The sequence below is a fragment of the Chloroflexota bacterium genome (assembly GCA_016235055.1).
In the GTDB taxonomy this organism is placed as follows: Bacteria; Chloroflexota; Anaerolineae; order JACRMK01; family JACRMK01; genus JACRMK01.
The window spans coordinates 48,269-73,949 of the sequence record JACRMK010000009.1 but is presented as its reverse complement, the minus strand read 5'-3'; the positions used below and the strand labels follow the sequence as shown (position 1 = coordinate 73,949).

At 62.9% G+C, this 25,681-nt stretch carries 24 protein-coding genes; 5 read left to right on the top strand and 19 right to left on the bottom strand.

Features of this window, described 5'->3' with window-relative positions; all coding sequences use genetic code 11:
* Positions 1–42 precede the first annotated feature (42 nt).
* The 4 genes from HZB53_02675 to HZB53_02660 all read left to right on the top strand — a co-directional run bounded on the left by HZB53_02675 (position 43) and on the right by HZB53_02660 (position 4,660).
* Entirely contained in the window at positions 43–1,872 is a 1,830-nt protein-coding gene (locus HZB53_02675) for a peptide ABC transporter substrate-binding protein (GenBank protein MBI5876528.1), read from the top strand.
* A gap of 105 nt (positions 1,873–1,977) precedes the next feature.
* Positions 1,978–2,940 (top strand): ABC transporter permease, encoded by a 963-nt coding sequence (locus HZB53_02670; GenBank protein MBI5876527.1) that lies wholly within the window; start codon positions 1,978–1,980, stop codon positions 2,938–2,940.
* A 79-nt stretch (positions 2,941–3,019) separates the two neighbouring features.
* Positions 3,020–3,907 (top strand): ABC transporter permease, encoded by an 888-nt coding sequence (locus HZB53_02665; protein ID MBI5876526.1) that lies wholly within the window; start codon positions 3,020–3,022, stop codon positions 3,905–3,907.
* Positions 3,908–4,399: 492 nt separating this feature from the next.
* The gene (locus HZB53_02660; GenBank protein MBI5876525.1) at positions 4,400–4,660 is read left to right on the top strand and encodes a hypothetical protein; all 261 of its coding nucleotides are present in this window, start codon (positions 4,400–4,402) and stop codon (positions 4,658–4,660) included.
* A 246-nt stretch (positions 4,661–4,906) separates the two neighbouring features.
* Here the strand turns inward: HZB53_02660 and HZB53_02655 are convergent, their stop codons facing one another.
* The 8 genes from HZB53_02655 to HZB53_02620 form a co-directional block, all read right to left on the bottom strand.
* On the bottom strand, positions 4,907–5,404 hold the full coding sequence (locus HZB53_02655) for a MogA/MoaB family molybdenum cofactor biosynthesis protein (protein ID MBI5876524.1): 498 nt from the start codon (positions 5,402–5,404) through the stop codon (positions 4,907–4,909).
* Positions 5,405–5,430: 26 nt separating this feature from the next.
* Positions 5,431–6,249 carry a C39 family peptidase gene (locus HZB53_02650; protein MBI5876523.1) on the bottom strand — a complete coding sequence of 273 codons (819 nt, stop codon included), beginning with the start codon at positions 6,247–6,249 and terminating at the stop codon, positions 5,431–5,433.
* A gap of 20 nt (positions 6,250–6,269) precedes the next feature.
* Positions 6,270–8,765 carry an endopeptidase La gene (gene lon / locus HZB53_02645; GenBank protein MBI5876522.1) on the bottom strand — a complete coding sequence of 832 codons (2,496 nt, stop codon included), beginning with the start codon at positions 8,763–8,765 and terminating at the stop codon, positions 6,270–6,272.
* 46 nt (positions 8,766–8,811) lie between these two features.
* Positions 8,812–9,273, bottom strand: a complete 462-nt coding sequence (locus HZB53_02640; GenBank protein ID MBI5876521.1) for an Hsp20/alpha crystallin family protein — start codon at positions 9,271–9,273, stop codon at positions 8,812–8,814.
* A gap of 536 nt (positions 9,274–9,809) precedes the next feature.
* A complete protein-coding gene (locus tag HZB53_02635) occupies positions 9,810–9,956 on the bottom strand; it encodes a Flp family type IVb pilin (protein ID MBI5876520.1) in 147 nt (48 codons plus the stop codon).
* Positions 9,957–10,070: 114 nt separating this feature from the next.
* Positions 10,071–11,012, bottom strand: a complete 942-nt coding sequence (locus HZB53_02630) for an ABC transporter permease (GenBank protein MBI5876519.1) — start codon at positions 11,010–11,012, stop codon at positions 10,071–10,073.
* 23 nt (positions 11,013–11,035) lie between these two features.
* Positions 11,036–12,016, bottom strand: a complete 981-nt coding sequence (locus tag HZB53_02625; GenBank protein ID MBI5876518.1) for an ABC transporter permease — start codon at positions 12,014–12,016, stop codon at positions 11,036–11,038.
* 135 nt (positions 12,017–12,151) lie between these two features.
* On the bottom strand, positions 12,152–13,981 hold the full coding sequence (locus HZB53_02620) for a peptide ABC transporter substrate-binding protein (GenBank protein ID MBI5876517.1): 1,830 nt from the start codon (positions 13,979–13,981) through the stop codon (positions 12,152–12,154).
* A 482-nt stretch (positions 13,982–14,463) separates the two neighbouring features.
* On the opposite strand from HZB53_02620, the gene HZB53_02615 reads away from it, so the two are divergent.
* Entirely contained in the window at positions 14,464–14,880 is a 417-nt protein-coding gene (locus HZB53_02615) for a cupredoxin domain-containing protein (GenBank protein ID MBI5876516.1), read from the top strand.
* A 62-nt stretch (positions 14,881–14,942) separates the two neighbouring features.
* Here HZB53_02615 and amrA read toward each other — a convergent pair whose 3' ends face one another.
* The 11 genes from amrA to HZB53_02560 all read right to left on the bottom strand — a co-directional run bounded on the left by amrA (position 14,943) and on the right by HZB53_02560 (position 25,670).
* Positions 14,943–15,455 carry an AmmeMemoRadiSam system protein A gene (gene amrA, locus HZB53_02610; GenBank protein MBI5876515.1) on the bottom strand — a complete coding sequence of 171 codons (513 nt, stop codon included), beginning with the start codon at positions 15,453–15,455 and terminating at the stop codon, positions 14,943–14,945.
* Positions 15,456–15,481: 26 nt separating this feature from the next.
* Positions 15,482–16,753, bottom strand: coding sequence for a cupredoxin domain-containing protein (locus HZB53_02605; GenBank protein ID MBI5876514.1), 1,272 nt, complete (start codon positions 16,751–16,753; stop codon positions 15,482–15,484).
* A gap of 181 nt (positions 16,754–16,934) precedes the next feature.
* Entirely contained in the window at positions 16,935–18,068 is a 1,134-nt protein-coding gene (locus HZB53_02600) for an acyl-CoA dehydrogenase family protein (protein MBI5876513.1), read from the bottom strand.
* A gap of 3 nt (positions 18,069–18,071) precedes the next feature.
* Positions 18,072–19,130: a twin-arginine translocase subunit TatC gene (gene tatC, locus HZB53_02595; protein ID MBI5876512.1), complete on the bottom strand. Its 1,059-nt coding sequence runs from the start codon at positions 19,128–19,130 to the stop codon at positions 18,072–18,074.
* Between the two features lie 9 nt (positions 19,131–19,139).
* The gene (gene nusB, locus HZB53_02590) at positions 19,140–19,574 is read right to left on the bottom strand and encodes a transcription antitermination factor NusB (protein ID MBI5876511.1); all 435 of its coding nucleotides are present in this window, start codon (positions 19,572–19,574) and stop codon (positions 19,140–19,142) included.
* A gap of 8 nt (positions 19,575–19,582) precedes the next feature.
* On the bottom strand, positions 19,583–19,945 hold the full coding sequence (locus tag HZB53_02585; protein MBI5876510.1) for an Asp23/Gls24 family envelope stress response protein: 363 nt from the start codon (positions 19,943–19,945) through the stop codon (positions 19,583–19,585).
* A gap of 22 nt (positions 19,946–19,967) precedes the next feature.
* Positions 19,968–20,717: a 3-oxoacyl-[acyl-carrier-protein] reductase gene (fabG, locus tag HZB53_02580; GenBank protein MBI5876509.1), complete on the bottom strand. Its 750-nt coding sequence runs from the start codon at positions 20,715–20,717 to the stop codon at positions 19,968–19,970.
* Positions 20,718–20,740: 23 nt separating this feature from the next.
* Positions 20,741–21,643, bottom strand: coding sequence for an ACP S-malonyltransferase (gene fabD, locus HZB53_02575; GenBank protein MBI5876508.1), 903 nt, complete (start codon positions 21,641–21,643; stop codon positions 20,741–20,743).
* 82 nt (positions 21,644–21,725) lie between these two features.
* A complete protein-coding gene (rpmF, locus tag HZB53_02570) occupies positions 21,726–21,920 on the bottom strand; it encodes a 50S ribosomal protein L32 (GenBank protein MBI5876507.1) in 195 nt (64 codons plus the stop codon).
* A gap of 52 nt (positions 21,921–21,972) precedes the next feature.
* Positions 21,973–22,491, bottom strand: a complete 519-nt coding sequence (locus HZB53_02565; GenBank protein MBI5876506.1) for a DUF177 domain-containing protein — start codon at positions 22,489–22,491, stop codon at positions 21,973–21,975.
* A gap of 170 nt (positions 22,492–22,661) precedes the next feature.
* Positions 22,662–25,670: a hypothetical protein gene (locus HZB53_02560; protein MBI5876505.1), complete on the bottom strand. Its 3,009-nt coding sequence runs from the start codon at positions 25,668–25,670 to the stop codon at positions 22,662–22,664.
* Positions 25,671–25,681: the final 11 nt, after the last annotated feature.

The window sequence follows — 25,681 nt, the reverse complement described above, 5'->3', positions numbered from 1 at the left end:
AACCATACTGCCATGTTTGTCCTCAGGAGGAGGAGAATTCGCATGTCAATCAAAAACACAAAGGCTCTTGTGCTCGCCGGCTTGCTTGGCCTGATGGCCCTGCTGGCCGCATGCGGCGCAACCGCGACGCCGGCGGCGACCACTGCGCCCGCCGCGGCAACCAAACCCGCCGCCGCCGCGGCCACCGGCGCACCCGCTACGGCGGCCCCCACCGGCAAGAAAGCCGGCGACTGCGGCAACCTGCGCATTCTGTACTGGCAGGCGCCGACGATTCTGAACACGCACTTTGCCCAGGGTACGAAGGACCAGGACGCCGGCCGGTTGGTGCAGGAGCCATTGGCCGCGATCGACCCGCGCGGCGCGGCCGTGCCGATCCTGGCCGAGCGCGTCCCGACCGTTGAGAATGGCGATGTCGCCAAAGACTTCTCGTCGGTCACCTGGAAGCTGAAGCAGGGCGTGAAGTGGTCGGACGGCTCGGACTTCAACGCCGACGACGTGCTCTTCACGTACAAGTTCGCGGCGGATAAGGATACGGCTGCCGTGACGGCCGTGACGGTTGCCAACATCAAGACAATCGAAGCGCCGGACAAGTACACGGTCAAGATCACCTGGAATGCCCCGAACGCGAACACGCTGGAAGCGTTTACGAGCTACCAGGGTTATATTCTGCAGAAGAAGCAGTGGGAACCGTTCATGGGCGCCAAGGCCAAGGACGGCCCGAACCTGAAGCCGATCGGCACAGGCCCGTACGTCGTCACCGACATGAAGCCGAACGACGTCGTGACGTACGAGATGAACCCGAACTATCGGGATTTCGCCAAGGGCAAGCCGTGCTTCAAGACGGTCACGTTCAAGGGCGGCGGCGACGCGCCGTCGGCCGCGAAGGCGGTCTTCCAGACGGCCGAAACCGACTACGCCTGGAACCTGCAGGTCGAAGCGGCTGTGCTCACTCCGATGGTGAGCGCGGCAGACTCGAAGGGCAACCTGGTGACTTCGACCGGCCCGAATCTGGAGCGCTTGCTGGTCAACCGCACGAACCCCGACGCGGCGCTGGGCGACAAGCGCGGCGAGCCGGACCAGCCGCATCCGTTCCTGGCCGACCTGAACGTGCGCAAGGCGCTGGCGATGGTCATCAATACGACCGAAATGTCCAAGCAGCTCTACGGCCCGGCAGGCGACGGCACATGCGTCGTGCTCAACTCGCCGGCCAACCTCATCTCTAAGAACATCACCTGCTCGAAGGCCGATGACGCGGCATTTGCGGCGGCGAACAAGTTGCTGGACGACGCAGGCTGGGTGAAGGGCTCGGACGGCATCCGCCACAAGACGGTCAACGGTAAAGATGTGAAGATGAACATCGTTTACCAGACGACCGTCAACGCGCTGCGCCAAAAGGAGCAGGCGTTTGTGAAGGACGCGTGGTCGAAGATCGGCGTCAGCACCGAGTTGAAGTCGGTGCAGTCGGGCGTCTTCTTCTCGAGCGACGAAGCCAACCCGGATACGGCGGCCAAGTTCTGGACCGACATCGAGATGTTCACCAACGGCTCCGCCTCGCCCGACCCGACGAACTACCTGCGCGGCTGGACCTGCGGTGAGATCAAGACCAAGGCGCAGAAGTGGAGCGGTTCGAACTACGAGCGCTGGTGCAGCAAGGAGTACGACGCGCTGTTCGACCAGTTCACGAAGGAAACCGGCGCGGCCGCTCGCGACGCGCTGGCGATCAAGATGCAGGACATGCTCGTCAACGATGTGGTGGTGATCCCGCTGGTGGCCCGCAAGTCGGTCACCGGTATCGCGAAGTCGCTGAAGGGTGTTGACATGAACGGCGGCTGGGACTCGGAGATGTGGAACATTGCGGACTGGTCGAAGTAGACCATTCGCTCGGCGGTGGGGCAGAGGCAACTCTGCCCCACCGTGTCGTACAACCGCTCAACGTGAAATTGGCGCACACATTCCGGCCGAGACCCAGGTGACCCGATGAATCGCTATATCATTCGCTCGCTCCTGATTGCGATCCCGACAATTATCGGCATCAGTTTCGTGATCTTTGCGGTGCTGAGCCTGGCGCCGAACGACCCGATGTCGCAGTTCGCCGCCAATCCGGCCGTGCCGATCGAGGTGCGGGAAAACATCCGGCGTTCGCTGGGCCTCGATCGCCCGTGGCCGGAGCGGTACGTCAAGTGGCTGTGGGCCATGGTCAGCGAAGGCAACATGGGCTACTCCTTCGCAAGCCGCCTTCCGGTGACTACGCTGCTGGCGATGCGGCTTCCCACGACGCTCTGGGTGCTGGGCACCGCATACCTGATAAGCGTGCTGCTGGCTATTCCGATCGGGATTGTGTCGGCAATCAAGCAGTACTCGATCTTCGACAATCTCGTTTCGGCGTTTGCCTTTATCGGTTTCTCCGTGCCGACATTTTTCACGGGAGTGATTCTGATCCTTATTTTCAGCGTGCGCCTGCACTGGCTGCCCTTCATCTATGATTCCACCCTGGTGGTCACAGATTTCGACTCCCTTATCAGGCTGGTAAAGCAGTCGGCCATGCCGATCATGGTGCTCGGGCTCTTTGAGACCGCGACGCTGGCGCGCTATACCCGCGCGTCCATGCTGGAGAACCTGCCGCAGGACTATGTACGCACCGCCCGGGCGAAAGGGCTGCGCGAGCGTTTTGTGGTTATGCGCCATGCATTCCGTAACTCCTTGATTCCGGTCGTCACGCTGGTGGCGCTGGGCGTGCCGGGCGTCTTCGGCGGCGCCCTGATCACCGAGCAGATCTTCCGCGTGCCCGGCATCGGATCGCTGCTGGTGGCGTCGCTGGAAACTAGCGATACGCCGGTCATCATGGGCGTAACGTTCATCTATGGGGTGCTAGTCGTCGTGTTCAACTTGATCGCCGATATCGTTTATGGCTTCCTCGATCCACGGATCAAGTACGCCTAGCCCGCAAGAGGACGTGCATATGGCCCAAACGCAAGTACCACCGTTCGCCGTGGTTAAAGCCAGCGCGGACGACATCGTAATGAGCCGCAAGCCGCGTTCGCTCTGGAGCAACGCGTGGCGGCAGTTTCAGTACCACCGGCTGGCGATGGCGGGCATGGTGGTCATCATCGCGCTGGTGCTGTGCACCATGCTTGGCCCGCTGGTCTACACCAGGCGCATCGATGGCATCGATTTTGCCAACTCGTCGCAGGGGCCGTCGGCCGACCACTGGTTTGGCACGGATGATGTCGGCCGCGATGTGCTGGCGCGCTTGCTGTGGGGCGGCCGCATCTCGATCTCCGTTGGCGTCAGTTCGGTCATTACGTCGCTGCTGATCGGCATGACGATCGGCGCCCTATCGGGCTATTTCGGCGGCATGCTGGATAGTGGCTTGATGCGTGTCACCGATCTGTTTCTGGCGCTGCCTCAGTTGCCGTTCCTGCTCATGGTCATCTACCTCTTCCGCGAGTCGTTGCGCGGAGTATTTGGGCCCGAACTTGGCATCTTCCTAATGATCGTCGGCGTTATTGGTGTGACGACCTGGATGCCCGTGGCGCGGCTGGTGCGCGCGTCGTTCCTGTCGCTCAAGCAGAAGGAGTTTGTCGAGGCGGCGCATTCGGTTGGCGTACGCACCCCCAGCATCATCGTCAAGCACATCCTGCCCAACGTGCTGTCGCCGGTGATCGTCGCGGCCACGGTCGGTGTCGGCGGCGCGATCATTACGGAATCGGCGCTCTCCTTCCTCGGCCTCGGCTTTCCGCCGGACGTGCCGTCCTGGGGCCGCCTGCTGAACGATGCGCAAAACTTCCTCGAAGTGGCGCCGCATATGGCGATCTTCCCGGGGTTCATGATCTTCCTTGCCGTGGTCTCGATCAACTATGTCGGCGACGGACTGCGCGACGCGCTGGACCCGCGCAAGACGCGCTGACGCGCTGACGCGCGCACCCACGATCGACGGGTACGGGACGCCGGACCATGACGCCGCATGGATACTGCGGCGTCGTTGTATTTCTCCCGGCAGGGAAAGGTACGACAATGCGCTCAAGTCGGCGTGGCCTGTAACTGCACGCGTACTTGTGCGCAATCTGCCCGACGCGCACCCACGTTGACAGCAATTCTCATTTTGGCTTTGGACGGGTACTTTCCAATGCCGGCTTGCTATGAACTGGCCCCCCTGGTGCTTGTGACGCAAGCTGGCTCGACAAGAAAGCGGCGTTGCCCTCCCCGTTAGCTTTTCCCCTGCGCCCCCGCGGGCGCAGGGGGCCAGGGGATGAGAGGGCAACCTGGCGGCCGGCTCCAAAATGAGAATTGCTGTCAGAATTGCTGCCTCGTTGACAAATGACTTGCGGTCGCCTATCATACGCGCCATGTCCACCGGTATGCTCGCCCGCGCAGTGCCAGACGATACGGGAGCGTTACGATGACCAAAGCGGATCGCAGGCCAGCGCGGCCGTCTTCACACGCGCACGTGGTGGGGTTCGTCGGCGGCTATCTGGTTGACCAGGGCACGCTCACGCTCGATCAATTGGATGCGGCGCTGCTGTATCAACTGCATCTGGCCGAAAGCGGGGAGAACGTCACGTTGGCCGAGGTTCTGCTGCGACTGCGCATGGCGTCAAACGAGGATATTGCGCGCGCGGAGCAGGCGCACCAGCGCGATCTTGCGCGCAAACCGAAATAGTTTCGGCCGGAGCGCTGCCGCGATGCGGCGGCCAGAGCGGTATGCGAAATCGTCCGAATTGTTCCGCGCAGGGCTGCGCGCCGCATGTAGGCACAGGCCTTTGGCCTGTCCGACGGGCAGGCGAGGGGTCGCATCCTTTGGGTGTCAACGACCTGCCCCCACGCGGCGAACCGCATGGCGTGCGCGATGTTTATGCAAACGCTCTTGGCTGTCGCAGATCGCCGTTTCCTTCCGCCCACTCGCTTGCTAGTGGCGTGTGTCCGCTCCGGACACCTCGTTCAGAAGCTCCAGCCCGTGCCGCAGGGCCGGCTGCACTGCCTCGAAGCTCTCCCGGCATGCCTTGGGGCTGCCGGGAAAGGTGATGATCAGCGTCCGCCCGCGCATGCCGGCAACCGGCCGCGACAGCATGGCATGCGGCGTTTCTCGGAGCGAAGATTGCAGGATGGCCTGCACAATTCCGGGCGCTTGCCGCTCCAGAAGCGGCGCAACGGCCTCTGGTGTGACATCGCGCGGCGCAAAGCCGGTGCCGCCCGTCGTGAGTATCAGATGCGCGCCGTCCGCACACCACGCAAGAATGGTGCGCGCGATGTCGTCGGCTTCGTCCGGCACCACCGCGGCGTGCGACAGCACAGCGCCGGGCAGATGGTCGCGAACCAGTTGTGCGAGCACCGGGCCCGATGCGTCCGCGCGCTCGCCGCGCGCAGCCCGGTCGCTCACCGTTAGAATGCCTACGGAGAAGTGCATCGTGCCGCTCGCAGGGTTCTGCGCGCTCAGTCGACAACCAGCGCCATGTTGTCGAAGTAGGCCGAAACGCGCTGGAAATCGGCGTTCGCCACAAAGCGCACGCTGCCATCATACGGATCGTGGTAGTAAAAGCCCGCGTCATTAAATCCCACCAGCGTCACCGAGTGCTCCCAGCGGGTTAGTTTGACGACCTTCTTGTCCGGCAGCGTCACACGCACGGGTGTCTGGCGTATCTGCCGGAACGTCGTCCACCACACGACCGGGCGGTTGGCGCGCAACTCGGCGATGACCGCCGCACGAAACGCGTTGTACGGCTGCCCGACCATGACACGGGATGCAACGCCCAAGCTGTCCAGCCCGCGTTTGATCCCCTGAGCATACGTGCCGTAATCCGTCAGCGTGCCCAGCGTGCGCGCGTTAGTGCGACCCCGGATGCCTTCAAACGGGTTGGCGCTGCGCGGCATGACCGCCACGAGTTGCGCCTCGGAGATGCGCCCGCGTGACGCCATGGCTGTCGCCGCCTCCTCACACGTCAGCGACTGCGCCTGCCGCTTCTGCGGCACGCCAGACAGCCTGACCGCTGCCGGTCGATCCGGCAGCGGATCACCCGTCAGGGCGGGAATCGTCAGGCGTTGCCCGGCGTAAATCCAACCGTTCTTGCCGATCTGGTTGATCCGAACCAGGTCGGCCACCGCAACGCCGTACCGCGCGCTCAACGCCGAGAGCGTCTCGCCCCACGCGACCACGTGAACAATGTTGCCGTCGGCCAGCGCCGAGTGCAGGCCACCGGCAAACAGCGCGCTGACGACAAGCCCAATCACAATACTTCGCCGGATTCGTTGCATTACGACCTCCGCGTCGCCGCCTAGCCCGCTGGCACCGAGGTTGGCAGGCGCGCTCCGTCTTCAGTTGGCAGGGGGCTGCCCGCGGCTTCGGCGGGTGCGCCCAACGGCTCCAGCGCCTCGCCCAGCACATCCATGACCTGATCGGCCAGGACAAAAGAGACCTGCTGCCGAACCTGCTCGGGAAGTTCGGCCAGGTCCTTCGCATTGCGCCGCGGCAGGACCACTCGCGTCAACCCGGCCCGGTGCGCGGCCAACACCTTCTGCTTGATGCCGCCGACCGGAAGCACGGCGCCGCGCAACGTGACCTCGCCCGTCATGCCGACATCATTACGCACGCGCCGCCCGGTGAGCAGGGACGCGATCGCCGTCGTCAGCGTCACGCCGGCCGACGGCCCATCTTTGGGAATCGCGCCGGCGGGTACGTGAATGTGGATGTTCGACTCGTCAAACATCTTGGGATCAATCCCCAGTTGCGCCGCCTTCGAGCGCACATAGCTAACGGCGATCTGCGCCGACTCCTTCATGACGTCGCCAAGTTGACCGGTGATGATCAGGCCGCCGCCCTTGTGCTCGCTCTCGTAGCGCGTCGCCTCGATGAACAGGATGTCGCCGCCCATTTCAGAAACACTCAACCCGGTCGCGACACCCGGAATCATCGTGCGTTCCTTGATCTCCGAGTAGAACTTCTCCTTGCCGACGAACTCCTCCAGGTTGTCGCGTGTGACGGCAACGCGCGTGAGCTTGCCCTCGGCCACCTGCGTTGCGACCTTGCGCGCGACCTGCCCGATCATGCGCTCCAGGCCGCGCACACCCGCCTCGCGCGTGTATGCGTTGATGATGCGCCGCAGGCCGCTTTCATCGAAGACCAACTCGCCGTCCTGCAAGGCGTTTTCGTTCAACTGGCGCCGCACCAGGTATTTCTGCGCGATGTGCAGTTTTTCTTCCTCGATATAACCGTCCAACATCAGGATCTCCATGCGATCGCGCAGCGGCGGGGGAATCGGATCCAGTTGGTTGGCGGTTGTGATAAACATCGCCTGCGACAGGTCCCAATCTACATCGAGGTAGTGGTCCCGGAATGTTGAGTTCTGGGCCGGGTCAAGCACCTCGAGCAGCGCCGACGACGGGTCGCCGCGCCAATCCGAGCCGACTTTGTCGATCTCGTCGAGCATGATCAGCGGGTTCCTGGACTCCGCGCGCTTGATCGACTGGACGATGCGCCCCGGCATCGCCCCGATGTAGGTACGCCGGTGGCCGCGAATCTCGGCCTCGTCGCGCATGCCGCCCAGGCTCATGCGCACGAACTTGCGGCCGAGCGCACGCGCAATCGACTGGCCGAGCGATGTCTTGCCCACGCCGGGCGGCCCCACGAAACAAAGTATCGCGCCGCGCTGGGACTTCGCCTCGTCGCCGCGGGCGCGTTCATGGCGCAGCTTGCGCACCGCGAGGAACTCCAGGATGCGCTCCTTGATCTCCTCGAGGTCATAATGGTCCTCGTCGAGGATGCGGCGCGCGACGCTGATATCGAGATGATCTTCCGTGGAGCGATTCCACGGCATGTCCACCAGCCAGTCGAGGTAAGTCTTGATCACCGAGTATTCCGCCGCGGCCGCCGGCATCGCTCGCAGCCGGGCCAGTTCGCGATCGGCCACCTTGCGCGCTTCATCGCTCATGCCCGCGGCTTCGATCTTCTTCTGATACTCGGACGCTTCGCGGGACTGCTCGTCTTCCTCGCCCAACTCCTTCTGGATCGCCTTCATCTGCTCGCGCAGGTAATAGTCGCGCTGCATCTTGCCGATCTCGTTTTGCGCATCGTTCTGGATCTTGCGGCCCAGCTCCAGCACTTCAAGCTCGCGCGTCAAGATCTGGTTGAGCTTGGTCAGCTTGTCTTTGGTGTCGTGGATCTCCAGAATCTCCTGGGCGTCGGACAGCTTCGTGCGAATGGAGGTTGCGATCAGGTACACCAGTTGCCGCGGGTCTTCGACGTTCATGACCGCCATCATCAGCTCATCCGGCAGGTGCGGCACCAGCGTGACGAGCCGGCGGAAGAGATCGACCGTGTTACGCATGATCGCTTCGACTTCCACCGATTTCTCGGCATGATCGGTCAGCACTTCGGTCTGGGCGCGCAGGTACGGCTCCGTCTGCAGGAAACGCTGGACGCGGATGCGGTCGAGGCCCTGCACGATAATACGCACGGTGCCATCCGGCGCCTTTAGCAGACGGTGAATGAGGGCGGCGCAGCCCACCTGATAGAAGTCGCCCGGCTCGGCCAGCTCAACCCCTTCACGCTCCTCGCGAATGGTAAGCAGGCCGATCACGCGGGAGCCCAGCACAGCCTCGTCTACCAGTTGAATTGAGCGTGGCTGCTCGACCGTCAGCGGCAGCACGGTCAGCGGAAATACCACCACACCGCGCAGCGGCAGAATCGGCAGATCAGCGGGTATCGCCGTGCTGGCGCCGGAGGGGGTCTCTTCTTTCTGTTCCTCGGACTTGCCACGGTTGAACAAGTGCATTATGACTCCAAATTGACCTGGTCTGGCGGCGTCGCCGCGCTAATGGCTATTCGGAAAGATCGTTTTCGCCCTCATCCGTGTATTTAACCGGTATGCGAGTCGTCTCGATCTTTTTCTTGGGAAGCATGACATATAGAAAGCCGTGATTATACTCAGCCCCAATCTTGTCGTCGTCGACAGGCCATGGCACGTGCACCTGGGTCATGAAGTCGCCGTACGCGATTTCCAGGCGCTGGTAGGCCAGCTTGTCGGACGGGTCGAGCCGCGTGCCGGAGACGGTTAATACGCCCTGGTCAAACGAGACGCTGAAGTCCTCACGATGCATGCCGCCGATCTCGATCTTGACAATGACACTGGTATCCGTGGCGTAGACGTCGGTTGGCGGCGACCACGCCCGGTTGGTTGACGACACCAGCCGCCCGGCGCCGGTCAAGTTGTCGAAGAAGCGATCGAAATCGCGAAACATCTGGTCAAATTCGCCCAACACATGCTTGCGGTTATCATGCATCGCGTACTCCTAGCGTCTCATTCATGACGGTTCGATCCCTGCCCTCGTGCGTTATTCTAGCACAACCTGTGCCGGCCATTCAACTGCCGACAGGCGTGCATGCAGCAATTCCCAATTTGGCTATGGCCGGGTACGTTCCAATGTCGGCTTGTCATGCGCTGGAGTTCAGGTGCTTATCACGCAAGCCAATTCGACGAATAATGAGTGCTTCCCTCCCCCCGAAGTTGGGAGGGGGAGAGATTCTACGGGGAGGTGCGCCGCGGCGCAGCCGCCGCGCACCTCCCCGTTAGTTTTTCCCCTTCTCCCCCGCGCGCGGGGGAGAAGGGGCAGGGGATGAGGGGGCATATTGGCAGCCGACTCCAAATTGAGAATTGCTGGCGTGCATGCGCGGCGGCGCCTGATCAGGGCGGGCCCCGCGCGCCTGGCGGAAGAGACGGGGCGTGGCCGACCGGGCTGACGAGTACAAAAAAGCCGGAGTCGCCGACGATGCAGCGACTCCGGGGTGATAAAGAAGATCGTGTACTTTGGGGATGAACTTAGAACGCGTTCTTGATCGCACTAAACACGTTGCCGACCGCCGGGCCCAGCAGCGTCAGGATCGCGATGACCACGACCGCCACCAGCACCAGGATCAGTGCGTACTCGACCAGCCCCTGTCCACGCGCTTGCGGGTTATACAGCATGCCAATCACCTCCTTTGCGATGGACTTTGTCCTACGCGCGTATTCTGCGCTGGAACTCCAAATCGCGCAAATCGCTTTCGCACCCCGCCGGCACTGATTGCGGCGGGCGGCTGCCTAGCGCGTCTTGCGCGGGTCAAGTGCATCGCGGAGACCATCGCCGACGTAATTGATAGACAGTACGGTGAGAAAGATCATCAGCCCCGGGAAGAAGGCGATGTGGGGCGACAGGGTCAGGTAGTCCTGCGCATCGAATAGCATACGTCCCCAGGTGGGGAAGTCGGGTGGGAAACCGAGGCCGAGAAACGACAAGGTGGACTCCGTCACAATAGCCGAGCCCACCGAAAGTGTCGCCGCCACAATAACGGGCGACAGCACATTGGGCAGAATGTGCCGCATAATAATGCCCGTTGTACGCGTGCCAACGCAATGTGCCGCTTCGACGAACTCCTTCTGCTTCACGGACATGAACTGGGCGCGCACGATGCGCGCCACGGCCATCCAGTTGAAACCGCCGATCAACACGACGATGAGCAGGAACACGCCGAGTTGCAATCCGAACAGCTCGCGCAGCGGATCCTTGAACAGATAGATCGTCATGAGCAGGACCGGAAGCAGCGGCAGCGACAGGAACAACTCCGTAATGCGCATCAGCCACGCATCAAGCGTGCCGCCAAAGAAGCCGGACAGCGCCCCAACCGTCGTGCCGAGCGTAATGGCGAGCACCATGGCGGCCAATCCGACGGCGATGGAGATGCGGCCGCCGTTTAGCGCACGGCCAAGCTGGTCCTGCCCCTTCTCGTTGGTGCCAAACGGGTGCTCAAGCGACGGCGCGTTGCGCTTGCGCTGAAAGTCAATGGTACTGCTGTTCTCAGTGTACAGGAACGGGCCAACCGCCGTCGCCAGCACCATGACAATCAGCACAAACAGTCCGAACATCGCCGTCTTGTTGTAGCGATACTGCCGCCACGCGTTGCTCCAGAGGGAGCGCGGCTTGCGGCTCAGTCCTTCGGTGGATACCTGCGCGGCGCGGGCCGAGATGACGTCTGCGTGTGCCATGGAAGATCGCTTTCGGCCCCCATTCAGGAGTATTTGATACGCGGATCCAGGAATCCGTATATCATGTCCGCCAGCAGGTTGAACACAACGACCAGCACCGAGTAGATGATCGTCACCGCCATAACCACGGGTGTGTCTTTGGTATCCACCGCGCTTACGATCAGGGAGCCGATGCCCGGCACGCGAAAGATCTGCTCAGTCACAATGGCGCCCGTGAACACGGCCGGCAACTGCAGGGCAACCAGCGTCACGACCGGGATAAGCGAATTGCGCATGACGTGACGCACGATCACCAGTCGCTCGCTCAGGCCCTTTGAACGCGCCGTGCGCACGTAATCCAGCGGAAGATTCTCCAGCATAGAGGCGCGCACGTAGCGCATCAACGTGGCGGTCTGGAAAAATCCCAGCACCATCACAGGCAATACCGACTGCTTTACGAGGGCCCCAAAGTAACTTAGGTCGCCCTTGATGAAGAAGTTATCGACAATCGACGAATCAAAGATCCATGGGAACCAGTTGAGGCTGACCCCGAATATTAGAATAGCCATCGTGCCGGTAAAGAATGTCGGCACGGAGAAGCCGATAAACGACAGCGTCGAGGCGAACTGGTCAAAGATCGAGTACTGCTTGACCGCAGAGAGAATACCGAGTGGAATCGCGAGCAAAACGCTGAGAATGTACGCCACGCCCACCACCCACAGGCTGGGCAGCAACCGATATTTGAAGATGAGCTCCGTGACCGGCAGGCGGCTGCTGAATGAGAAGCCCATGTTGCCCTCGGTCACTAGCGAGATCAGCCACGAGAAGTATCGCTCGTACCACGGCTTGTCAAGGCCCAGCGAGCGGCGAATGTTCTCCCGCACTTCGGGCGGAACGGCGGGGTTGGCGGCAAATTGCGATAGCGGGTCCCCGGGAGCCAGCGATATGATTGCATAGATGATGAAACTGATTGCAAGCAATGTTGGAAGCGCGAACAAAAGCCGGCGAATCAGGTATCGGTTCATGTCATGCCCTGAGTGCGGGATCGAAGCGGTTCGCCGGCGGTCGGCGCACCGCTCCTGTTGCTTTGTGCCAGCAACCGCGATCGTCGTCAAACTCAGACATGGGGGCGGCTATGCCGCCCCCATGTCCAGGTCATGCTACTTGCGCCAGTCCGCGAGGTTCCACAGGTTGCTGTCCCAGGTGTTGGGAACGACGCCCTTGAGGTCCTTCGAGCGGGCCTGCGTGCCATTGCGCTGCACCAGCGGGATCATGACCGTGTCGTTCATCAACTGGTCATTGACCTGCTTGTAAAGCACAATGCGCTTGGCGGGATCGATCTCCTTCGACAGCGCATCGATGATCTTGTCGAAGTCCGGGCTGCAGTAGCGCTCGACGTTCGTGCCGCGCCACTCGTTCGCCTTGCTGTTGCGCTTCTCGCATGTAAACGCGCGCACATACGCGATGTCGTCCGGCGCGCTCGGCCCGTTGGTGTACATCTGGACATCGGTGAAGAAGTGCGGGTACGTGTCCGGGTTGGCCACGTCATCGGAGAAGAACACCCCCGCTTGCACCGACTTCAACTCGACCTTGACGCCCAGCTTTTCCCAGCTCTGCTTGATGATCTCCTGGGTCGACTGGCGCACCGGGTTCACGCTCGTCTGGTAGACGAACTGCATCTTGACGTCTTTGCCGTTCACCACCTTGTGGCGGAGGCCGTCCGAGCCCTTGGCCCAGCCGGCGTCGTCCAGCAACTTGTTCGCCTTATCGAGATTGAATTCGCAACCCTCGAACTTCGTCGTGGACACGATCGGCGCCGGAGACACAAGGATATTGCAGGTCTCGCCGCCGGTGTAATCCTTGCCGCCGTACAACTGTTCGGCGATCGTCTTCCGGTCAGACGCCAGAGAGAGCGCCAGGCGAACTTTGGGATCGGTGAAGAACAGATTCGGCTGATCCGGCTCGGCGCGCTTGTCGCCCAGCGCCGGGTCCGGGTTGGCGCGGTTGAACTGGATGCGCTCGACGCTGGCGCCAAGGTTGATGACGACGTCGCCCTTGCCGCCCTTCGCCAGATCCTTCAGCACATCGGCCGCCACCTGCAGGTTCCAGGCATAGTCCACGTCACCCGTCTGCAGCACGGCGCGCGCCGCGCTGGTGGCGTCGCCGCCGCCCTTCATGATGACTTCCTTGAAGCACGGCTTGCCCGCTTCGCGGTAGTTCTCATTCATGTCGAACGTGGCCTGATCGTTCGGCTTGAACTCGCGCATCTTGTACGCGCCGGTTCCGATCGGCTTCAGGTTGCCCGGGGCGTCCTTCGCCTTGGCGCCCATGTAGTCCTGGAACGCCTTCTTCTGAATGATCATGCCCAGGTAGCCGACGAATGCCTGATACGGCGTCGCATTTGGCGCTTTCCAGGTGAGTTTGACGGTGAAATCGTCGAGTTTCTCGATCTTGTCGATATCAGCGAACATCGCGGACGATGTGGCCGCCGTAGCCTTGTCCGAAGCAAACTGATAAGTGAAGACGACGTCATCGGCGGTGAACGCCGAGCCGTCGTGCCACTTCACGCCCTGCTTCAGCTTCCAGGTGATCGACTTGCCGTCGGCGCTGACGCCTCCATTCTGGAGTGTCGGCAGTTCTGCGGCGAGCCCGTAGCGGATGTCCGGCACGCCATCGGGGCCCATGCCGGCCAGCGGCTCGTACACGACACGCGAAACGTCATAATCCTTGGTGCCAGTCGCCAGGTGAGGGTTGGCGATCGTCGGCGCCTGCCACCAGAGCAAGCGCAGCGTGCCGCATGTACCGCGCGCGGCAGCCGGCGCGGCAGTCGTCGGGGCCGACGAGGTGGTCGTGGGACCCGTAGCGGGCGCGGCGGTCGTCGGGGCGGCGGGAGCGGTGGTCGGGTTGGTCGGGGCGCCGCAGGCGGTGAACAGGGCAATCACCATCGCCATGACGGCAAGCACGGGCCACGTGTGGTTCTTGACAGACATGAAATCTCCTCCTCCAGAGGCAATGTGTCACTACAGATCGATGGATAGGCGAAAGGCGGTCTACGCTACACGTGCAGGCGCTCACCTCCTTCGTTCAACCGGCATATAGACAGAACGGGCGGCGTTACATCTTTCTACGAAGATAACCGCTGCCCGTGACGCCGATTTGAAGTTACAACCTTATACAACGAAGGCTTGCGGCTGTCAAGAACGGTATATGCCGTGGGGCGTGCCGTCAAACTTCGGAATTCGCGAGCCCGTCATGCCGACGTCAGCCATCACAAATCGTTGGCGACTCCCATCAGCGAGGGGCCGTCGCTGAGCCACCCACGTCAACACGATCGAGACGCGTTGGCCGGGTGGCAGCGGACGAAAAATGGTGCACCGAATTTTGACCTCACCAATTCAAGATGATATAATAAAATGTATTTGTCTAGTGCAATAATGCACACATCGACACAATTCATAGGGGAGGATTTGCGATGATTAAGTGGTTCAAGCCGCCAGTATGGGCAGCGCTTGCTCTGGCCGTCGCGCTTGCGCTGGCAGCCTGCGGCGGCAACTATGCGCCGCCGTCTGGTGGGGTGGTTGCGCCGTCCGGGGGGTCAAGCGGTTCGCGGGAGATCAAAGTGACCGCATCCGACTTCAAGTTTGAGCCGAACAGCTTCGCGCTGAAGGCGGGTGAAAGCGTCAAGGTGACCATGACGAACCGTGGCGCGGTTGACCATAACTGGGTGGTCACCGATTCGTCTGGGAAGGTCGTCTTCAAGTTTACGGTGCCGGTGGGAAAGACCGGCAGCGGCGAGTTCACGCTGCCCGCAGCTGGTACATACAATCTTATCTGCGACGTGGCCGGCCACAAAGAGGCCGGCATGTCGGGTAAGATCACCGCGCAGTAGTCGCCGTCTGGTGGCGAACAAGAAGGCCCCCGCGAACGCGAGGGCCTTTTTTGCAGCGTATGTCAATGAAATCGGCTTACGGTAAAGCGAAACAGTTGGTACGCTTCATCGTGACCGATTCCACCTTTGTCCAGCGCAATGGATACCTGTGTCGCGACCGAATCGACATCCTCCAGGTCGGGCAAGAGCAACCCGCGCCGTCGTCCGCAGCGGACGATGACGCCATAGCGCTTGGGATCCAGTTGATCGGCCGATGCGATCGGTTCGGGTTCGCTCAGGACATCAACTGAATAGTCGAGGTCGGGCAATTCGTCTGCGCCGACGGGCATGAATCGCGGGTCTTCCGTCGAAGCCAGCACGGCGTTTCGGACGATTTCCTGCGCGAGGGTCGCTTCCGTTGGGTGAATCGTTCCGATGCAGCCGCGCAGGCGACCATGTTTGTGTATGGAGACGAAACATGCCGCCGGCTGCTGTAGTGCGCCCGGCACACGGTCAAACGGCATGTGCAGGCGTTCGGCTCGTGCCTGAGCGTTCACCGCAGCGCGCGCCAGCGAAACATGCAGCGACTCCGCCATACTATGACTGACGCGACCGTGCGTGGCTAACGGGCGGTGACATTGACGACGCCCTTCATGCCGAGCTGCGCATAGTTCGAAATGTCGCAGACGACGCTGTAAGCGCCCGGCGCGGTGGGCGCCGTGAATTGGCCCGTGACCGTTTGCCCGGCGCCCGCCATCACTTTGGCCGCGATGGTCCCGTTCGGGTTGAGCAGCACCCAGTCGAAGGTCGTGTCGCCGTCATTGACGAGCGTCAATCGCACGCGCGCGCCTGCGGTCACGCTTATCTCTGCCGGGCTAAAGTCATACTCATAGGCGTGAACGACAATCGTAACGGGCGCCGGCGTGGACGTTGGCACCGGCGTGTTGCTCGGGGCGGGCGTTTGCGACGGGTTGGCGGCAATCACTATGCCCACGGTGGCCGTGGGTAAGGGTGTGCTGGTGGCGGCTGGCGTTGGAGCGACAATGGTCGGCGTGGATGGCGCCGGCGTCGCCGATGCGGTTGGCGGCGGCAGGACGGCGGTGCTCGTTGCCGTTGGCGGACGCACCGCAGTTGGGGTGCGTGTGGGCACGAACTGAACAACGACGCGGGTGGGCGTCGTCGTCGGGCGCCGCGTCGGTGCGGGGGTCCGCGTCGGTGCGCCGGGCGCCAGGGTCGCCGTGGGCGCGCCCGGCGTGCTGCCGGGTTCTCCTGGCGCGGTGCCGGCAGGCGTTGCTGCCATGTCGTCCGGCTCTTCAATCGGGGCCTGATCATCGGGCGCTTCTGCAGGATCAGCTTCGTGGACGAACGCCGTATTTGACGGCAGGACCGTCGACTCGCCTTCGACCCTGTGCGGCGGCGTAGGCGATGCGCCAGGCAGCGGGGCCATCAGGGCGTTGGTGCCCATCCACAAAATCATACAGATGGCAACAATCACGGTAGGCGTGGCCAACAGTGTGGCGCGCGTCACCGGTATTGATGGCGCACGCTGTGCTTGCTTGCCCTGATGTGCCAGTTCGCGGCGTCCGACTCGTGCCCAGTGGAGACTGGGCGCGTGGTACACGCTGACCGGGTCGATGACGCTGAATGCCCGCAGCGCCTCCCGGAAGCGTCCGGAAAGTGCCAGTTGAATAGCAGCGTGATACTGCGCTTCGAAGTGCTGCTGTCGCTCAATCGCGTCGCACTTGTGGCGTGCGCCGGGGAAATCTGGGGCGAGGTCGAGAACGCGGCCGAACTTATGGTAGGCGTCGGCGCAGTTGCCGATCGCCAACTGGCGGGATGCTTCGTCATAGAGCTGCGAAGCCAGGCGGCGCTGTTGTAGAGAACGATTCGTCATACTCGTCAGTGATGTCGGTTCTCGTCCGCTGATTGGCATCCCAAGCCCGGCTCTGGGCTTCATATGATGGACTGGAAGACTCGCGCGCGGCCCGGTCCTGGCCGAGCCGCAAGACGGTGGTCGCGAGCGTGTCCCCACCGACCTGCGCGGCCCCATTGTATCACGAAAGAGCGGCGGGTGTCTAGTGCAATACCAGGCGAGCGATGACCATGCGTTGCACTTCGGATGTGCCCTCGCCAATCGCCATGAGTCGCTGATCGCGATAGATGCGCTCTACGGGATACGCGCTCGAATAGCCATACCCGCCGTGAATCTGCATCGCTTTGTAGCACACGCGTTCGGATGCTTCGCTGGCGAATAGTTTGGCAATGGCGGCCTGGCGCGTGTACGGCTGACCCTGCTGGCGCACCCAGGCGGCCTGGTATACGAGCAGCCTGGCGGCCTCGATGTCCGTGGCCATGTCGGCCAGCATGTGCTGGATTGCCTGGTGCTGGGCAATCGCCGTGCCGAACGTATGCCGCTCGCGCGCGTAGGAAAGCGCCTCGTCGTATGCGGCCTGCGCCAGTCCAACACACAACGCGCCGATGCCGATGCGCCCACCGTCGAGCACAGCCAGCGTCTGCTGCAGGCCGCGCCCGGCGGTTCCGAGCAGATTCTCGCGCGGCACGTGCACATGATCGAAGCGGACCGCATGTGTGGGGGAGCCGCGCAGCCCCATCTTGGCTTCGGCCGGGCCAATCGTGATGCCTGTTGCCGAAGTAGGCACGATGATCTGGCTGAAGCCACCGCGTCCCGCCGACCGAACCAGCACGACGATGAGGTCCGCGATCGACGCATTGGTCGTCCACATCTTGGCGCCGTCGACGATCCAGTCGTCGCCATCCAGCATGGCGGTCGTCGAAATTGCGGAAAGGTCCGAGCCTGCGCCCGGTTCTGTCAGCGCCAACGCGCCCAGTCGCCCCGTGCCCGTCGCCAGCGGGCGCAAGAAACGTTCCTTTTGCTCCGGGGTTCCAAACAGCGCGATAGGCGCGCTGGCCAGTCCGTTGTGGGCGGCAATCGCCAACGCCGTGCTGCCGCAGCCCCAGCCCATCTCCTCGATAGCGATGGCGGCGCTCACAGCGTCAATGCCCGCGCCGCCGTACTCTTCCGGCGCATTCAAGCCGAGGAGTCCAAGCGGCCCCATCTTGCGCACGGCAGCCCAGTTGAACTGTGCGGTCCGGTCGGTTTCGGCGGCGCGCGCCTTGAGTTCAATGGCCGAAAACTCATGTACCGTGTGCCGGAACAGTCGTTGCGTTTCGTCGAGCGTAAAGTCCATAGTCTATGCGAAGCGTGCGAGGAAGACGCCGACTTCGTACAGGATGATGATCGGCAGCGCAACGATCGCCTGGTTCAGCGGGTCCGGTGTCGGCGTAATCAGCGCGGCGATCACGAAGCCGCCCACAATGGCAAAACGGCGAAACGCTTTGAGTTGGGCCAATTTAACGACCCGCGTCTTGGCCAGGAAAAAGATGATCAGCGGCGTCTCAAAGGTCAGGCCGACCCAAAACAAGAGACTGCTTACGAAGTTGATGTAGTCATTGATCGACGGCAGCGGCTGCGCGATATCGAGGTTGAAGCTAAACAGGAACCCGACGGCCACCGGCAGAACCAGCAGGTAGCAGAAGACGACGCCAATGACGAATAACAATGTCATGCCCGGCAGCAGTAGATACACATACCGCTTTTCGTGCGGTAGCAGCGCCGGCATCAGGAACGCCACGAATTGGTAAATGATGAACGGGATGGCCAGCCCCAGTCCCGCGTAGACGTCGACCATGAAGGTCGTAATAAACAACTCGGTCGGCTTGGTGAAGATTGGACGCAGCTTCTCGCACGGCTTGAGATACGTGACGGGCAGAATGGTGCCAGCGGGTAAAATGACCGTCGTGCTCACTGGCGTGCTATCCGTGCCGATCCGAACTGTCGTGGTGATTGGCACATCTTGTGACAACTGCAGCGTGCTCACGAGCGTCTCGGTCTGCACGCACGCGACGTTGTCGAGCGGACGCAAAAGCAAACGGAACAGGTTATCGGAAAAGACAAAAACGAGCAGCGTGCAAATCGCGACGGCGATCAGCGCCTTGAACATGCGCGAGCGCATCTCCTGCAGATGCTCCGACGCGGCGTACAACAACTGGATGCCGTTGAAGAACGGGCTTTGCTCGCTGCGCCAGCGCTGGCGCGCCTGGTCCAGCGTAATCGGCGCGCCGCCGTGCTGGCTGCGCTGGAAGTTGCTCCAGGTGAGCCACAGCGCCTCAACGCCTTCCGGCAACTTCCGCGGTCCGATCAATAGGATCGCCAGCAAGATCAGCAGGACTATCGAGATAATGTCGCCCATGAGGGGGAGTTAACGCTCGCTTTGGGCGCGCTGGGCAAAGTCATTGAAGTGCTCGACCAGCGTGCCGAGTGCGCCGTTCACGAAGCGGGCGCTGTTATCGCCGCCGTACAACTTGGCCAGCTCGATGGCCTCGTTGATGGCAACTTTTCGGGGTGTTTCCGACGTGTACAGCAATTCGTAGGCGGCCAGCCGCAATACGTTGCGATCGACTATGGCGACCTGGTCGAGCGGCCATTCGGGTGCAATCTTCTGCACCACATCGTCCAGCGCCGACCGGCGCGCCGTCACACCGGCCAGCAACTCCAGGGCGAACTCCTCGGCGTCCCGCGGCAGCGGCTCTTCGGCCACGCGCTGCTCGAACGCGGTCAACGCGTCGTGCCCGGTCTGATCCAGTTCATACAGGCACTGCAGGACCGTGATGCGCGCGCGGCGGCGTGGTTGCATCGAACAGATCAGAGCGCCTGTGGCGCCGCCGGCTCGTCGCCGACATCCTCGACGTGCACGTTCACTTCGCGCACGGTCATGCCAACCGTGTCATGGATGGCGCGCGCCACCTCGGCCTGCACCGAGCGGCTCGTCTCCAGCATGTTCACATTGCGGTCAAGCACCAGGTACAGGTCGACCACGACGCCGTCGGCGTCGATGGCGATCGCCACGCCCGGCTCGACCGCAACACGCCGCAGCAAGCGCTCCATGGTCACCGGGCGCGTTGCGCTCACGCGCAGCACGCCGGGAACCGCCAACGCGGCGCCGCCGGCGACGGTGGTCAGCACCTGGGGTGCAATACGGACGGTACCTGCTTTTCTGTCTTCCATACCTCGCGCTCCCGCTGGCGTGCTAGAAGGCCATGCCTCCGTCGACGCGCAGCACCTGCCCGGTGATAAAGCCGGCCTCGTCGGACGCCAGAAACGCGACGGCATGGGCCACATCGTCGGCCGTGCCGAAGCGCCCCAGCGGCGTCAATTTGATCATCTGTTCCTTCAATTCCGGCGGCAGCGTGCTGGTCAGGTCGGTCGGGATGAAGCCCGGCGCGACCGCATTGACGGTGATGTTCTTGGCGCCGTACTCTTTGGCCATCGAGTAGGTGAAACCGATCATGCCCGCCTTGGCGGCCGAATAGTTGGCCTGGCCGGCATTGCCCGACACGCCCGCTATCGACGTGATGTTGATGACGCGCCCGAACTTCTGCCGCATCATGGGCCGCAAAACGGCCTTGGACATGTTAAACACGCTCTTGAGGTTGGTCGTCAGGATGAAGTCCCAATCTTCTTCCTTCATCAGCGCCAGCAGGTTGTCGCGTGTCGTGCCGGCGTTGTTGACGAGGATGTCCAGCCGGCCGAAGGTATCGGTCGTGAACTTGACGACCCGCGCCGCGTCGTCGCTGCGGCTCACATCGCCGCGTACCGCGGCGGCTGCGCCGGCGCCGCCCGCTGTGATCGTCTCGACGACTTCCTGCGCCGCGGACTCGTTGCTATTGAAGTTGACGACCACTTTCGCGCCGAGCGCGCCGAGCTTGATCGCGATCGCGCGCCCGATGCCGCGCGAGCCGCCGGTCACCAGCGCCACTTTGCCCGTCAGGTTGATCATCTGTCCCGTGTCCTCTGTGGCACTTATGTCCCGGCCGACTGGATGCTGGCCAGGTCTCCGAAGTTCACCAACCGCGCGCCGCGCGCAATACGCTTGTTCAGGCCGCTCAGCACCTTGCCGGCGCCCACCTCGGCGATCGTGTCGACGCCGTGGGCGGCCATGCTCTCGATGGTGCGCGTCCACTGAACCGAGGCCGTCAGTTGCCCAACGAGTTCCGCGCGCACAGCCTCGACGCTTTCGAGTGGTTGCGCCGTGATATTGGCCACCACCGGTATGCGCGGCGCGTGGAACGGCGTGGCGTTCACGGCGCTGGTAAAATCGGCCACCGCCGGCCGCATCAATTCAGAGTGAGCGGCGATGCTGACATCGAGCGCCGTGACGAGCTTGGCCTTCCGCTGTTTGGCAGCGGTCATCACCGCCGCCACGCCCTCGCGGGTTCCAGAAATGACGACCTGCCCCGGTGAGTTGTAATTGGCGACCTGCACCCCGCCGGCTGCCGCGCACAGTTCGTTTATCGCGGCGTCGTCCAGCCCGATGATGGCCGCCATCCCGCCCGGATTGGAAGCGCCGGCGGCCTTCATCAGCCGCCCGCGTTCGCGAACGAGCCGCAGGCCATCCGGCAGCGAGAGCGCCCCGGCCGCGTATAGCGCAGCGTACTCGCCGAGGCTGTGACCGGCGACGAAGGCCGGCGACTGCGCCGGCAGGCAGGCCAGCACGGCGGCGCTCATCGCAAACAACGCCGGCTGCGTATTGACCGTGTCGTCCAGTTCTTCCTTGGGGCCGTCAAACATGACCCGCGATAGCGCGAAACCGAGGATCCGGTCAGCCTCTTCGAACACCGCCCGCGCCGGGTCGAACGCCAGCAGATCCTTGCCCATGCCGACAAACTGCGAGCCTTGTCCGGGGAATACCAGCGCAATAGTCATGAGCGAGAGTCCAGAGTCAATAAATAAGCCGTGCAGTCTGCATGTTGCATGAAAGCACGGCTTAGTTGCAGCAGACCGGAAACTACTTGGCCTTCTGCTCTTCCATCTCGAGCACTTCGACGCCATCATATGTGCCGCAATTCAGGCAGACGTGATGCGGCAGCCGGAATTCATTGCAGCGCTGGCAGCGCACAAGCTGTGGGCTTTTGAGCGCCAGGTGGCTGCGGCGGCGGTCGCGTCGTCCCTGCGATAATTTTCGCTTTGGGTGCGGGGTCATTCGCGATCAACTCCTTTCCGATGTGTTTCGCGTTCGCTTTGTTAATTTGCGTTTAGCGCAGCAGGTCACGCAGGGCCTCCCAGCGCGGATCCGTGCCTTCGACACGGCAGCGGCAGGCGCCCTCATTCCGGTTCTGGCCGCAGGTCGGGCACAGCCCGCGACAAGCCGGACGGCAGACCGGATGCAACGGCAGGTTCAACAGAATACGCTGCCGGATAACTTCGGTCAGATCGAGTATATGATGGTCATCGATCAGGTTGTCCTGATCAAAGGGATCCACCGGCACGCTTGCGCCGCTGACAATATCGATGCTCGGCTTGAACTCGTCTTCGAGTTCGAACTCCACGACCTGGGCGAACTCGTCCAGGCAGCGGTCACAGGTCAGCATCACCTGCGTCGTCATCGCTCCGGTGACCAGCACGCCCTCAACCGTGCGCAGCAACTTGACAACCCCTGCCAGGTCGTCGATGGCGCCGGTTTCGCGGTCAAGCTCCGCGGCAGGCACCCTGATGGACTGCTTGCGCGCGGCGCCGGTGTGCTCTTTCATCAGTTGAGCGACATTGAATAGCATGAAACCTCCTTCCGGCGACAGGCACTTGATTATTATATGAAAGAGTGCGGCGTGTGTCAAAACACGGTTGCCGTAACAAGTGAACCAGCCGCGGCGGCGGCGCGGCCGCAGGCGGAAATGCAGGCGGGCGAGGCATCGCGCCTCGCCCGCCTGCCGCCTGCTTGTCCGGGTTAGTTGCGCAGGCAGGGTGCTGGCTGCGTTCCGCCATCGCGCCAGCCGCACCACTCGAAGGTCGTATTGTAGTTGCCCTGGAATCGGGTGGCATTATAGTCGTTCAGGAAGAAGCGAATCGAACCTGTGGAACCGCCGACGGTCCAGGTGCCGTTGAGGACCACATTGGTGGGTGGATACGATACGGTGCCGTTTATCGTGCCGTTCGCGGTGCCATTATTATAGGTGCCGCTCACGGTGTTGTCGCCACGTTGGACGAGCGTCATCGTGCGCGTGCCGCCCGACAGGCGAATGCTCCACGGTCCGGAGAAGCCGCACCCGGGCGGAAGCGTGGCGGTGCTTGTGTGCTTTGCGCCGCACCAATCGGTGGTCCCATTGAACTTACCCGTGAATGACGCCCCGTCGGCGCCCATGTTGAACTGGATCGATCCGGTGCCGCCTGAGATCGACCAGGTGCCGTTAAACGTATTGGCCGTCACTGTGCCGGCGATCGTGCCGCCCTGTCCCAAGAAACCATTGTAATACGTGCCGGTGATCGACGGGCCGCCCTGATTAAGATGCATGCTGCCGAAGTTCGTCGTCCAGTCACCGCTGAAGTTGGCGACGAAGATGGCCGGAGGCAGTGTGGGCATCGGCGTCGCGGTGGCCGGCTTCGGCGTCGCCGTCGGCGCGGCCGGCGCGGCGGTGGGGGCGGCCGGACAGTTGAGCGTTGCGGATGCCTGGTTGGAATCGGGCGATGGCGGCGCGGTGATCTTGACGTGACCGCCAACCACGCCGTTGGTATTGAACGACTTGGAGGTGTTGACCGTCTGCTTGCCGGCCGCACCGAAGTTCAGGGTGCTGGGCGTGGTGCTCGATCCGTCGCTGAACTCCCATACATACGTAATACTGCCGACCTGTGAAACTTCGATCTCCGCTGAGAAGCTCAGAGTGGTGGGGCAGCTATTGGCCGACGCTGGCGACACTTTCGCCGTGACACCCTTGATGGCGAACGGCACCGGGATCAGCGTCGGGGTCGGAATCGGCGTGATGGTCGGCGTCGGGGTGAACGGCGCAAACGTCACCAGCGGCAGCGGCGTGGGCGCCGCCTGCAGAAACTTTGCGATCTCCCGCTGCCGGTCCGATAGCCAGCCGCCAATGGTCGGCAGCGTGAGCGCCGCGACGCCGACGCACACGACGAGCGCGGCCAGCAGCAGGATGATCGGAATCAGCCGCGCAAAGTTGAACCCGCCGACCTGCACGAGCGTGCCTTTGGCCTGCGCGGTCTGCTCCAGACCGGGGACATGCAGCTCGACCGTAAACTCGTTCGGGCGGCGCGCCTCGCCGGCCAACAGCTTCGTGGTTGGGCGCGCTGTGACCCTGGCTTGCGCCGAGCCGTTCGGCGGCAGCCGCAACTGTGCCGTACTCAGCCTTAGCTCGACCAGGTTGGCGGCATCAAAAGCGCGCAACTCAACATCGAGGGCCGTGGGGCGCGTGTTAGTCGCCTGCACATTAAACGTTGCCGCGCCGGTCGACGACTGGCTGCCTGGCGCCAGCCGAATGGATGGCAGGATGGTCTGGGTCTGCACATACTTCCCGCTGGCCTGCGCGCCGGTCAGCAGACTTCCGCTCGGCTCCGCACTCACGGTGAAGTTGTTGATGATCGATCCCGGCTCGGCCGTCAGCTTCTGCGGCGTGACGAGCAGGCTGGCCTGCGCTTCGCCGCCGGCCGGCACGGCCACGGCCGGCGGATTGATCAGGTAGCGGCACGCGTTGTTGCCGTCGGCGGCCACGAGCCGCACATTGGTCTGAATGGCGCTCGGATTCTTGACGCGGATCGTGTACGTTGCCCTGTCGGGCGCGGTTACTTCGGCCGGGGCGATGACGAGTCCGATCGTGGGCGTGCGCTGCTGCACGAAAAGCCCGGAGGCCGTCGCGGCGCGGGCCGTGCCTTCCGCCGCCGTCGCCGTGACAGTAAACTGGAAGTTCTGCGTTTCGACGCCCACCAGCCCTTTCGACGCGCGCACGCTCAATTCGCTGGTTGCGTCGCCGGATGGCGGCACGTAGATCGTCGCCGGATTGAATGTATATGCGAGTGCCGCATCCGGATCGGAGGCAAAGAACGACACATTCAGCGGCGTCGTGCCGCTCTGCGTTGCACGCACGCGATAGGTGGCGCCGTCCTGGCCCGCCGCTTGCGGCGGAACGATTTCCAACGTTACGCCACCGGCCTCACCGACCTCAAGCACGAGGTCGATGTTGGCAGCCATGCCCGGGGTATTGCGCTCGGTGCCGACGAGCGTGATCGGGTAGCTGCCGGTCGGCGCCTCGGAGGGCGGTGAGATCGTAACGCGGCCCGGCACGGTGCTCGTCTTTGGCAGATCGAAGGCAGCCGGCTCCAGCCGGATCCAGGCCGGCGGCAGGCCCTGCAGCTCCGCGTCGATAGCCAGGGCGGTACCGCCGGTGTTTCGCCAGATGACGTTGATCGACTGGCTGCCGGAGGGCAGGACGGTAATACTGTCGCGGTCAATCGACAATTCGAGCTGGCCGGCACCCGGCGAGGCCGCGCGCCGGGCGGGCACGCCGGTGAATGCCGCGACCGGCGGTGGGGGCGCAGTCCGGCGCGACTCGGGCATGCCGGTTGGCGGCGGGTTGCCTGCGCCCGTCGCGACAAAACCTGGCGTGCCGCCTGGCTGGCTGCCGGGAGCGGCGGTGACGTTGAGGCGCAGCAGCGCGCGTGCTTCATCGGACGTGTCGCTCTGATTGATCACGCGCACGACCGTCGGGTACGTGGCCGGAATGACGCTGGCGGGCAAACTCAAGCGTATGGTGGCGTTGGCCGTGCTGCCCGGAAACGCAGCCACCTGATCCGGCTCGAACGTGACCCACGAGGCATCGGCGCCGGCCAGCGACAGTTGATACTGGCCGACAAAATCGCTGCGGTTCTCCACGGCAACACGTACAGTCGCCTGGCTGCCTGCCTGCACGGAGACGAGGGGCGGATCAACAGTCACGACGGTAGTGGGCATGAACTTTCCTC